Annotated in this window: 8 protein-coding genes; 7 read left to right on the top strand and 1 reads right to left on the bottom strand. The window is 68.2% G+C overall.

Features of this window, described 5'->3' with window-relative positions; translation table 11 throughout:
- Nucleotides 1-323 precede the first annotated feature (323 nt).
- Nucleotides 324-1,304, bottom strand: coding sequence for a heme o synthase (locus ACM6LR_RS20985; protein WP_414937694.1), 981 nt, complete (start codon nt 1,302-1,304; stop codon nt 324-326).
- Nucleotides 1,305-1,604: 300 nt separating this feature from the next.
- Here ACM6LR_RS20985 and tkt point away from each other — a divergent pair, with 300 nt between their 5' ends.
- The 7 genes from tkt (at nt 1,605) to ACM6LR_RS20950 (ending at nt 11,554) form a co-directional block, all read left to right on the top strand.
- Nucleotides 1,605-3,707, top strand: a complete 2,103-nt coding sequence (gene tkt / locus ACM6LR_RS20980) for a transketolase (protein ID WP_414937693.1) — start codon at nt 1,605-1,607, stop codon at nt 3,705-3,707.
- Nucleotides 3,708-3,716: 9 nt separating this feature from the next.
- On the top strand, nt 3,717-4,829 hold the full coding sequence (tal, locus tag ACM6LR_RS20975) for a transaldolase (RefSeq protein WP_414937692.1): 1,113 nt from the start codon (nt 3,717-3,719) through the stop codon (nt 4,827-4,829).
- A gap of 9 nt (nt 4,830-4,838) precedes the next feature.
- Nucleotides 4,839-6,458, top strand: a complete 1,620-nt coding sequence (locus ACM6LR_RS20970; RefSeq protein WP_414944343.1) for a glucose-6-phosphate isomerase — start codon at nt 4,839-4,841, stop codon at nt 6,456-6,458.
- Complete coding sequence (gene zwf / locus ACM6LR_RS20965; RefSeq protein WP_414937690.1) at nt 6,455-7,984, top strand: glucose-6-phosphate dehydrogenase; 1,530 nt, start codon at nt 6,455-6,457, stop codon at nt 7,982-7,984. Before ACM6LR_RS20970 ends, zwf begins: the two co-directional genes overlap by 4 nt.
- Entirely contained in the window at nt 7,981-8,991 is a 1,011-nt protein-coding gene (gene opcA, locus ACM6LR_RS20960) for a glucose-6-phosphate dehydrogenase assembly protein OpcA (protein ID WP_414937689.1), read from the top strand. Before zwf ends, opcA begins: the two co-directional genes overlap by 4 nt.
- Entirely contained in the window at nt 8,988-9,743 is a 756-nt protein-coding gene (gene pgl / locus ACM6LR_RS20955; RefSeq protein ID WP_414937688.1) for a 6-phosphogluconolactonase, read from the top strand. Before opcA ends, pgl begins: the two co-directional genes overlap by 4 nt.
- A gap of 608 nt (nt 9,744-10,351) precedes the next feature.
- Complete coding sequence (locus ACM6LR_RS20950; protein ID WP_414937687.1) at nt 10,352-11,554, top strand: sensor histidine kinase; 1,203 nt, start codon at nt 10,352-10,354, stop codon at nt 11,552-11,554.
- The last annotated feature ends 65 nt before the right edge of the window (nt 11,555-11,619 follow it).

Genomic DNA, 11,619 nt, shown 5'->3' with positions numbered 1-11,619 from the left:
CTCTGGACACGCGTGTCGTCCATCTGGTCACGCGAGTCGTCCCGCTGGTCACACGAACCCGCCGCCCTTGATCCTCAACGTCCTGCCACTCGCGACCCCCCAACGATCACCGGCGCCCTGAACCACCTGAAGTACAGGAACCGTGCGAAGGCCGAGATTGCTCGGCTGAGCCGAGGGAACGGAGGGCCTGACACGCGGCGTCATCGTGGCTGTGGTGCTGCTGAGACCAGCGTGACATTCCGGCGTGGGGTGAGGGGAACTTTGAGGGACCCAGGGTCCCTCAAGGGGTCCTTCACGGACCGAGGCCTTCACGCGCTAAGAGGTCAGAAGGGCGGGCCGATGACCGGCAGGCCGATGGCCGAGTCCACGGCCAGCGCGACGAACACGATCATCAGGTACGTGTTCGAACGGTGGAACAGCGACATCGGCTTGGTCTCCTCACCACGCCGCACCGCCGCGTTCAGGCTGTGCGCGTAGAAGAGGAACCAGCCGCCCGCCAGGATCGCGAACGTCGTGTAGATCCAGCTCGTCACCGGGACCAGCAGCAACGTCCAGGCGACCATCACCCACGAGTAGATGACGATCTGCCGCGCCACGTACTGCGGGGTGGCGACCACCGGCAGCATCGGCACACCGGCGCGCTCGTAGTCGTCGCGGTACTTCATGCCCAGCGCCCAGGTGTGCGGTGGGGTCCAGAAGAAGATGACGCCGAACATCACGAACGCGGGCCACTCGACGGTGCCGGTGACGGCGGACCAGCCGATGATGACCGGCATGCAGCCCGCCGCGCCGCCCCAGACCACGTTCTGTGACGTGCGCCGCTTCAGCAGCAGCGTGTAGACGAAGATGTAGAACAAGATCGTCGCGATCGCGAGAATCGCCGAGAGCAGATTCACCGTGAAATAGAGCACGACGGCCGACAGGACACCGAGCGCGAGACCGAAGATCAGCGCACCACGACGAGGAACCGATTCCTTCACCAGCGGGCGGCGCTTCGTGCGGTTCATCACCTTGTCGATGTCCGCGTCGATGACGCAGTTCAAGGCGTTGGCGCTACCGGCGGCCATGGTCCCGCCCACGAGCGTCGCGAGCACCAGCCACGGCGACGGGATTTCCCTGCCTGCCAGGAACATCGCGGGAATCGTGGTGACGAGGAGTAGCTCGATCACCCTGGGCTTCGCGAGGGCGGCGTACGCGCCGACGACCTGGCGGATTGTTCGCCGGCCACCGTGCGGTCGTTCACCGGTCGGATGTACGGCGCTGGTGTTGTCACTGCGTCCGTGCGCAGCGTTCACCAACGACATTTCACTCCCTGCGTCAGTTTGCGGGCCGGGGTCCGTCAGGCTTCCGGGTGATGTGGCGGGCCCCGGATCCCTGCGTTTGAACCCTTCCTCGATGTTAGACGTGCTGTTTCCAGAGGGTGATCGCGGGTCCTCGACCGGCCGAACCATTAGGCTGGCCGCGGTAGGTCGCGGCGTACCTGAAGCGAACGGCCCGGAGCAGGAATATCGTCCTTTCCGGATCGATTGAGATTAGTAGCGGTACACGTGGGTTACCCATGAGGGAAGAGAAGCCACAACCTGATGACGGGGAGTTCGAGTTCAGTGTCCGAAACCGCCTCTACCAGCGAGAAGAACCCACTCCTCCGGCGTAACGTGCCCGCCGACTGGACCGACCTCGACACGCGGGCCGTCGACACCGTTCGGGTGCTCGCCGCGGACGCGGTCGAGAACTGCGGCAGCGGTCACCCCGGTACCGCGATGAGCCTGGCGCCGCTCGCCTACACGCTCTTCCAGCGGACGCTGCGTCATGACCCGGCGGACCCGGAGTGGCCCGCCCGTGACCGGTTCATCCTCTCCGCGGGTCACTCGAGCCTCACCCTCTACATCCAGCTGTACCTCGCCGGGTTCGGCCTGGAGCTGGAAGACCTGAAGCAGCTCCGCAAGTGGGACTCGAAGACCCCGGGTCACCCGGAGTACCGCCACACCAAGGGCGTCGAGACCACCACCGGCCCGCTCGGCCAGGGCCTGGCCAACGGCGTCGGTATGGCGATGGCCGCCCGCCGCGAGCGCGGCCTGCTGGACCCGGAGCCCGCCGTCGGCGAGAGCATCTTCGACCACTACGTCTACGTGATCGCCTCCGACGGTGACATCGAGGAGGGCGTCACCGCCGAAGCCTCGTCGATCGCCGGCCGCCAGGAGCTGGGCAACCTCATCGTTTTCTGGGACGACAACGAGATCTCGATCGAGGACGACACCAAGATCGCGCTGTCCGAGGACGTCGTGAAGCGCTACGAGGCCTACGGGTGGCACACCCAGGTGGTCGAGGGTGGCGAGGACGTCGTCGCGATCGAAGAGGCCATCAAGGCCGCGAAGGCGGAGACCGAGCGCCCGTCGTTCATCGCGCTGAAGACCGTCATCGGGTACCCGGCGCCGAAGAAGATGGGCACCGGCAAGGCCCACGGCGCCGCGCTCGGCGCCGAAGAGGTCGCCGCGGTCAAGGAGATCCTCGGCTTCGACCCCGAGCAGAACTTCCAGGTCGACGACGAGGTCATCGCGCACACCCGCCACGCCGTCGACCGCGGCAAGACCGCACGCGCCGCGTGGCAGGAGAAGTTCGAGGCGTGGGGCACCGCCAACCCGGAGCGCAAGAAGATCGCGGACCGGATGTCCACCCGCACGCTGCCCGAGGGCTTCGCGGACAACCTGCCGAAGTGGGAGCCGGACGCCAAGGGCATCGCGACCCGCAAGGCCTCCGGTGAGGTGCTCAACGCCCTCGCCGACCCGCTTCCCGAGCTGTGGGGTGGCTCCGCGGACCTCGCGGAGAGCAACAACACGACCATGAAGGGGGCCGACTCGTTCGGCCCGGAGAAGGCTTCCACCGACATGTGGAAGACCAGCCCGTACGGCCGGACGCTGCACTTCGGCATCCGCGAGCACGCGATGGGCTCGATCCTCAACGGCATCGCGCTGCATGGCGGCACCCGTCCCTACGGTGCGACGTTCCTGATCTTCTCCGACTACATGCGCCCGCCCGTGCGGCTGGCCGCGCTGATGAAGGCGCCGATCACCTACGTGTGGACGCACGACTCGATCGGCCTCGGCGAGGACGGACCGACCCACCAGCCGATCGAGCAGCTCTCCTCGCTACGCGCGATCCCCGGCCTCAACGTCGTCCGCCCGGCGGACGCCAACGAGACCGCATACGCGTGGAAGGCCGTCCTGGAGGACGTCCACCACCCGTCGGGCCTCGCGCTGACCAGGCAGAACGTGCCGGTCCTGGAGGGCACCAGCGCCGAAGGCGTCAAGCGGGGCGGTTACGTCCTCGCCGAAGCGTCCGACGGTAAACCCCAGGTCGTGCTGATCGCGACCGGCTCCGAGGTCCAGCTGGCCGTCGAGGCCCGCAAGACCCTCGAGGCCGACGGCATCCCGGCGAGTGTCGTCTCGATGCCGTGTGTCGAGTGGTTCGACGCGCAGGACCAGTCCTACCAGGACTCCGTCCTTCCGCCGTCGGTCAAGGCACGCGTCTCCGTCGAAGCCGGTATCGCCCTTTCGTGGCACCGCTTCACCGGTGATGCCGGGGAGAACGTTTCGATCGAGCACTTCGGTGCGTCGGCCGACGCCGGCACGCTGTTCCGCGAGTTCGGTATCACCGCGGAGGCAGTCGTCGAGGCCGCCCGTCGCTCGATCTCCAACACCAAGAACTAAGGGGAAAGCATGAGCAACGACAAGCTCGCGCAGCTGTCCGAGGCCGGAGTTTCGATCTGGCTCGACGACCTGTCCCGTGAGCGCCTGAACACCGGCAACCTCGCCGGCCTGATCCGCGACAAGCACGTCGTGGGCGTGACGACCAACCCGACGATCTTCGCCAACGCGATGTCGAAGGGCGAGGCCTACGACGAGCAGACCAAGGAGCTCGCCGCCCGCGGCGCCGACGTCGAGGCCGCCATCCGCGAGCTGACCACCACCGACGTGCGCAACGCCGCGGACCTGTTCCGCGACGTCTACACCGCCACGAACGGGGTCGACGGCCGGGTGTCCATCGAGGTGGACCCGCGGTTGGCCAAGGACTCCGACAAGACGCTGGCCGAGGCGCAGGACCTGTGGAAGACCGTGGACCGGCCGAATGTGCTGATCAAGATCCCGGCCACCGAAGAAGGTCTCCCGGCCATCACCAAGACCCTGGCCGAAGGCATCAGCGTCAACGTCACGCTGATCTTCTCGGTCGAGCGGTACCGGGCGGTCATCGAGGCCTACTTCGCCGGGCTCGAGCAGGCCAAGGCCAACGGCCACGACCTCAAGGGCATTCACTCGGTCGCGTCGTTCTTCGTGTCCCGTGTGGACACCGAGATCGACAAGCGACTCGAAGGCATCGGCACCGACGAGGCGAAGGCGCTGCGCGGTGAAGCCGCCCTCGCCAACGCGCGGCTCGCGTACGCGGCGTTCGAGGAGCTTTCCGCTTCGGACCGCTGGAAGGCGCTCGCCGAGGCGGGTGCGAACGCGCAGCGTCCGCTGTGGGCCTCCACCGGTGTGAAGGACCCGGAGTACTCCGACACCCGCTACGTGGACCAGCTGGTCGTCAAGGACACGGTCAACACGATGCCGGAGAAGACCCTCGACGCCGCGGCGGACCACGCCGACGTCACCGGCGACACGGTGACCGGCAAGGGCGCCGACGCGCAGGCCGTCTTCGACAAACTGAGCGCTGTCGGCATCGACATCACCGACGTGTTCCTCACCCTCGAGAACGAGGGTGTCGAGAAGTTCGAGAAGTCCTGGGTGGAGCTTCTCGAGACCGTCACCGGGCAGCTGGAAAAGGCAAAGGACTGATCACCGACCATGGCAGGGGAAACGACCGGCGTCGAAATTGTCGACGCCGCCCTGGCCGGCGAAGCCGCTCCGTTCGCGGAGCGGCTTGTCGCCGATCAGGTCGCATCGAAATTGGCGTCCCAGGACGCCACACTGTGGGGTCCCGAAGCCGAGTCCGAAGCGTCGATCCGTCTCTCGTGGACGACGCTGCACAAGTCCTCGCGGCCGTTGATCGGCGAGATCGAGGCGTTGCGGACCGACCTGCGTTCGGAGGGCGTCGACCGCGTCGTCCTCGCGGGCATGGGCGGTTCTTCGCTGGCCCCCGAGGTGATCACCGCTACGGACGGCGTCGCGCTGACCGTCCTCGACACCACCGATCCTGGACAAGTCGCCGACGCGCTCGCCGGTGACCTGGAGCGCACGGTCATCGTCGTGTCGTCGAAGTCCGGCGGCACCGTCGAGACCGACAGCCACCGGCGGATCTTCGCGAAGGCCTTCGCCGACGCGGGCATCGACGCGGCACGGCGGATCGTGGTCGTCACCGACCCGGGCTCGCCGTTCGCGGATCTGTCCGAAAAGGAGGGTTACCGCAAGGTCTTCCTCGCCGACCCGAACGTCGGCGGCCGCTACTCGGCGCTGACCGCGTTCGGGCTCGTCCCGTCCGGGCTCGCCGGCGCGGACATCGCCCGCCTGCTCGACCAAGCCGCTTCGGCCGCCGAGACCCTGGCCGCCGACTCGGCGGACAACCCCGCGATCAAGCTCGCGGCGGCGTGGGTCGCGGCGCACGAAAAGGGCGCCGAGAAGGTCGTCATCGCCGACACGGGATCTGGCATCAAGGGCTTCGCCGACTGGGCGGAGCAGCTGATCGCCGAGTCCACCGGCAAGCAGGGCACCGGCCTCCTCCCGGTCGCCGTCGAGGGCCCGGAGTCCCCCGGGTTCGCCGACGCCAAGGACGACGCCACTCCGGTGGCCGTCGGTCAGGCCGAAGGCACCGCGAAGATCTCGGTGACCGGCTCACTCGGCGCGCAGTTCCTGCTGTGGGAGTTCGCGACCGCGTTCGCCGGACGGCTGCTCGGGATCAACCCGTTCGACCAGCCCGACGTCGAGGCCGCCAAGAAGGCCGCGCGGGCGCTGCTCGACAACCCGGACGCGCTCAAGGGCGGCGAAGAGCCGTCCACTGTGGACGGCGCGGTCGAGGTGTTCGGCGCGGCAGGCGTGTCGACGGACGGGAAGCTCGCGGACATTCTGCGGGCTTTCTTCGACTCCGCCCCCCAAACTGGCTACATCGCGGTGCAGGCGTACCTCGACCGTCTCGACGACGCGTCGACGTCGCTCCTGCGCGGCGAGATCGCCAAGCGGACCGGCCGTCAGACCACCTTCGGGTGGGGGCCGCGGTTCCTGCACTCCACCGGGCAGTACCACAAGGGCGGGCACCAGAACGGTGTCTTCCTGCAGATCACCGGCGCGGTCGAGCAGGATCTCGACGTGCCGGACCGGCCTTACACGCTCGGCGTCCTGCAGCACGCGCAGGCGCTCGGTGACGGCCAGGTGCTCGCGGAGCACGGTCGTCCGGTGCTGCGCCTGCACCTCACCGACCGGGCAGCCGGCCTGGCCGAACTGGTCCGCGCGGTGCAGGAGGCAGGCGAGTGACCCGAGCCTGGAACAACCCGCTGCGCGACCCGCGCGACAAGCGGCTGCCGCGGATCGCCGGGCCGTCCAGCCTGGTGATCTTCGGCGTGACCGGCGACCTCGCCCGCAAGAAGCTGATGCCGGCGATCTACGACCTCGCCCACCGCGGGCTGCTGCCGGCCGGGTTCTCGCTGGTCGGCTTCGCCCGCCGGGACTGGGAGCACCAGGACTTCGGCGAGCTCGTGCACGACTCGGTCAAGGAGCACGCGCGGACGCCGTTCAAGGAGTCGGTGTGGAACCGGCTCGCCGAAGGCATCCGGTTCGTCCAGGGCACCTTCGACGACGATGACGCCTTCGACAGGCTCGCGCAGACGGTCAAGGACCTCGACGCCGAACGCGGCACCGGTGGCAACACCGCGTTCTACCTGTCGATCCCGCCGAGCGCGTTCCCGGTGGTGACCAAGCAGCTCGCCCGCTCCGGCCTCGCCGACGCGAGTGAGGAGACCTGGCGCCGCGTCGTCATCGAGAAGCCGTTCGGCCGCGATCTCAAGAGTGCCAAGGAACTCAACGAGATCGTGAACGACGTCTTCCCCGAGGAGTCGGTGTTCCGCATCGACCACTACCTCGGCAAGGAGACGGTGCAGAACCTGCTGGCGCTGCGATTCGCGAACCAGCTGTTCGAGCCGATCTGGAACGCCAACTACGTCGACCACGTGCAGATCACCATGGCCGAGGACATCGGTCTCGGCGGCCGCGCGGGATACTACGACGGCATCGGCGCCGCGCGCGACGTCATCCAGAACCACCTGCTGCAGCTCCTCGCGTTGACCGCGATGGAGGAGCCGGTCTCGTTCGCGCCGCGTGCGCTGCGCTCCGAGAAGGTCAAGGTGCTTTCGGCGACGAAGCCACTGGGCCCGCTCGACGAGACCACCGCGCGCGGGCAGTACGCGGGCGGCTGGCAGGGCGGCATGAAGGTGCCGGGCCTGCTGCAGGAAGACGGTTTCGCGAAGGACTCGACCACCGAGACCTACGCCGCGGTGACGCTGGAGGTGCAGAACCGCCGCTGGGCGGGCGTACCGTTCTACCTGCGCACCGGCAAGCGGCTGGGCCGCCGGGTCACCGAGATCGCCGTGGTGTTCAAGCGGGCGCCGCATCTGCCGTTCGACTCGACCTCGACCGAGGAACTGGGCCAGAACGCGCTGGTGATCCGGGTGCAGCCCGACGAGGGCATCACGCTGCGGTTCGGGTCGAAGGTGCCGGGGACCACGATGGAGGTCCGCGACGTCACCATGGACTTCGGCTACGGGCACGCGTTCACCGAGTCCTCGCCGGAGGCCTACGAGCGGCTCATCCTGGACGTGCTGCTCGGCGAACCGTCGCTGTTCCCGGTGAACGAAGAGGTCGAACTGTCCTGGGAGATCCTGGACCCGATCCTCGACCAATGGGCCAAGAAGGGCGCGCCCGAGGCGTACCCGCCCGGCTCGTGGGGACCGCCGTCCGCGGACGAAATGCTGGAGCGTACCGGCCGGAACTGGAGGCGTCCGTGATCATCGACCTGCCGTCGACCACGACGTCGCAGCTGAACAAGAAACTCGTCGAAATCCGCGAACAGGGCGGGCAGGTGGCACTCGGCCGGGTGCTGACGCTGGTCATCGTGGCCGACGACGACGACCGGCTCGAAGAGGCGATCGAAGCCGCCAACGAAGCCAGCCGGGAGCACCCCTCGCGGGTGATCGTGGTGGCCAAGGGCGCGCGGACCGCGGCACCGCGGATCGACGGCCAGATCCGGGTCGGCGGCGACGCCGGCGCGAGCGAGGTCATCGTCCTGCGGCTCTACGGTCCGCTGGCCTCGCAGGGGCAGAGCGCGGTCGTGCCGCTGCTGCTGCCGGACGCGCCGATCGTCACCTGGTGGCCGGGCACCGGTCCGAAGGCTCCGGCCAAGGACCCGCTCGGTGAGCTGGCCCAGCGCCGGATCACCGACTCCGCCGCGGAAAAGTCACCTATAAGAGCACTCACCACCCGGGCGAAGTCCTATGTGGAGGGTGACACCGATCTGGCATGGACCAGGCTGACCAGCTGGCGCGCCCAGCTGGTGTCCGCCTTGGACCTTCCGCCGCACGAGAAGGTCACCGGCGCGACCGTGACCGGTGAAACCGACTCGCCGTCGACCGAACTGCTCGCGGGCTGGCTGGCCGAGTACCTCAAGGTGCCGGTGAAGCGGGTCAAGAGCACCGGTGCCGCGGGCATCATCTCGGTGACGCTGGAGCGGCGTTCCGGCCCGGTGGAACTGCACCGGCCGGACGGGCGGGTCGGCACGCTGACCCAGCCGGGCCAGCCGACGCGGCGGATCGCCCTGCAGCGGCGGGACAACAAGGACTGCCTGATCGAGGAACTGCGGCGGCTCGACCCGGATGAGGTCTACGAGGCTTCGCTGAACGGGCTCGGCAAGATCTCGTCGGGCACCGCGGTCAAGGCCGCTCCGGCGAAGAAGGCAGCTCCGGCCGCCGCCAAGAAGAAGGCCGCTGTCACCGCTTCGAAGAAAAGCACCTCATGAGCAAGTCCGAGGTCGTCATCTACGAGAACCCGGACCTCCTGGCCGCCGCCGCGGCGGCCAGGCTGGTCACCCGGATTGTGGACGTCCAGGCCGCCAAGGGCTCCGCTTCGGTGGTGCTCACCGGTGGCGGGACCGGGATCGCGATCCTGAAGGAACTGCGCGACTCCAGTGCCCGCGACGCCATCGACTGGTCACGTCTCGACGTCTACTGGGGCGACGAGCGTTTCGTCCCGGCGGACTCCGACGAACGCAACGAGAAGCAGGCCCGCGAGGCCCTGCTCGACCACGTCCCGCTCGACCCGAAGCGGGTGCACGCCATGGCACCCTCCGACGGCGAGTTCGGCGATGACGTCGACGCCGCGGCCGCCGCGTATGCGGAGGTCTTGGCGGCCAACGACGCGGCTTTCGACATCATGCTGCTGGGCCTCGGCGGGGAGGGGCACACCGCCTCGATCTTCCCCGAGAGCCCGGCGGTGCACGAGAGGGAGCGTTCGGTCGTCGCGGTACGCGACTGCCCGAAGCCGCCACCGACCAGGATCTCGCTGACCCTGCCCGCGATCCGTCGCGCGCAGGACATCTGGCTGGTCACCGGCGGCGACGCCAAGGCGGACGCCGTCGCGCAGGCGCTGGCCGGTGCGGGCGAGGTCCAGATCCCGGTGGCGGGAGCACGCGGCAGCCGTCGCACGCTCTGGCTGCTGGACCGGGGCTCCGCCTCGAAGCTCACGAAGGTCTACCAAACGCCTGCGGGCTGACCTTCTATCGCACGTGAAGGCCCCCTTCTCTCGGCTGAGCTGAGGTAAGGGGGCCTTCACGCGTTTGAGGATGCCTAGGGGCACTGTGGCTGCTGTGCCTGTGGCTGGCGGGGCATGGCACGAGTGGGCTGAAGGGGCCCTTCACCGCATGTGACGCGGGCAAAGCGCCCTTCGCCGAGTAGGACCCGGGGAAAGTCCCCTTCAGCCGGGTTCATCGACGACACCCCCATGGCGGAAGTCCGTGAAGGTCTCTCTTCCCTACCCTGAAAGGAAGGGAAGGACGCACGAAAGGGTCACCGTGCGACCACGAAAAGTGACGAAGATCAAAAAAGACATCACCGGCGTCACAACTCGCGCCGGTACCCGTCGAAGTGATCAACGGACCACCGAGCCCAGGTGGTCCGTTGTGGATCCGACCGACCGAACGTTCATGCACTTGTCCGCAGAACGGACAGTGACCGGACAGTCGCTAGCCCGACCGGGGGAAACTTACCGCCCTAATACATCCACCCGTTAGCATCCGCACATTTGTTCGTTCCTGCGCGTCCCGATCGGGCGAAGAACACGTCTCTTCATTCAAGTCCACAAGACGAGTGAGGTCGCCAGCGATGAGCACAGAGGGTCTCTCGATGCCAGGTATCTCGGTGGGTGGCTCCGGAGCGGACGCCGCCGACCGCATGCGCCGTGCCGCCGGGGTCATGTCGTTCGCCAAGATCAAGCGTCCGGCGCTGGTCGCGCTGGGAGTCGACACGCTCGCGATCTTCCTGGCCGCACTCGACGTCTGGCTGGTGATCCCCGAGAAGGCCCAGCCGTACTCCATCTACCTGTCCGGCGCCGCCTGCCTCGGCCTCGCCTTCCGCCGCAAGCTGCCGTTCCTCGCGGTGATCGTCACCGTCCCCGGCTTCCTGGCTGGCTGGTCTCAGCTGGCCGCGATGATCGCGCTCGGCTTCCTCGCCACCCGCAAGCAGATGCACTGGCAGACCTGGACCGGGTTCGCGCTCGTCTTCACCTGCCGGTTCGTCCAGTGGCCGCTGGCCGACTTCGTCGAACTCAGCTGGCGCGAACACGTCCTGGACGGCATCTACGGCGTCATCGTCGCCGGCATGCCGGTGGCCATCGGCCTGCTCATCGGGGCGAGGGCCGAGATCTCGCAGAAGCTCTCCGAACTCGCCGCCAGCCGCGACCGTGAACGCCGCTTCCACGCCGACGCCGTCCGAGCGGAGGAGCGCGCCCGGCTGGCTCGCGAGATGCACGACGTCGTCTCGCACCAGATCACGCTCATCGCGATGCAGGCCGGCGCGCTGCAGGCGCAGACCACCGACCCCCGCTCGCTCGAGACCGCGCTGGTCATCCGGAAACTGAGCACCAAGACGCTCGAAGAGCTGCGTTCACTCGTGAGCGTGCTGCGCTCGGGCTCCGAGGACGACGGACCGCGACCGGGGATCAACGAACTCGACCGGCTGATCCGAGGCTCGGACGTCCCGGTGCACCTCACCGTCGAGCGGATCCCCGACCTCTTGCCCAGCCAGGTTTCGGCGGCGGCCTACCGGACCGTGCAGGAATGCCTGACCAACGTGCACAAGCACGCACCGGGTGCCACCGCGACCATCCGGATCCAGGGCGAGCATGGTTCGCTCAAGGTCGAAATACGCAATGAGCGCGCCCGGACGTCCGGTGCGGCCCTGCCCTCGGGAGGGCATGGGCTGACCGGACTGGCCGAACGCGCTCGACTGCTGGGTGGGAGCTTCGAGACCGCCGACACCGAGGACGGCGGGTTCCGGGTGCGTGCCCGGTACCCGCTCGACCGGTGACCGGCCGGGCGGCGGAGCTGCGCTGAACCCGCCCGGCGCAGAGCACACCCCGCCAACCTGGTGTT

The organism is Amycolatopsis sp. cmx-11-32 (assembly GCF_047608695.1).
Taxonomy (GTDB): domain Bacteria; phylum Actinomycetota; class Actinomycetes; order Mycobacteriales; family Pseudonocardiaceae; genus Amycolatopsis.
Note: the sequence above shows the minus strand (reverse complement) of the source record. Positions and strands in the feature narration are given on the sequence as shown.

What these genes read in the sequence shown, in the direction of transcription:
- ACM6LR_RS20985 (WP_414937694.1), bottom strand. Translation starts at nt 1,304, where the DNA reads ATGTCGTTGGTGAACGCTGCGCACGGACGCAGTGACAACACCAGCGCC.
- tal (WP_414937692.1), top strand. Translation starts at nt 3,717, where the DNA reads ATGAGCAACGACAAGCTCGCGCAGCTGTCCGAGGCCGGAGTTTCGATC.
- ACM6LR_RS20970 (WP_414944343.1), top strand. Translation starts at nt 4,839, where the DNA reads ATGGCAGGGGAAACGACCGGCGTCGAAATTGTCGACGCCGCCCTGGCC.
- pgl (WP_414937688.1), top strand. Translation starts at nt 8,988, where the DNA reads ATGAGCAAGTCCGAGGTCGTCATCTACGAGAACCCGGACCTCCTGGCC.
- ACM6LR_RS20950 (WP_414937687.1), top strand. Translation starts at nt 10,352, where the DNA reads ATGAGCACAGAGGGTCTCTCGATGCCAGGTATCTCGGTGGGTGGCTCC.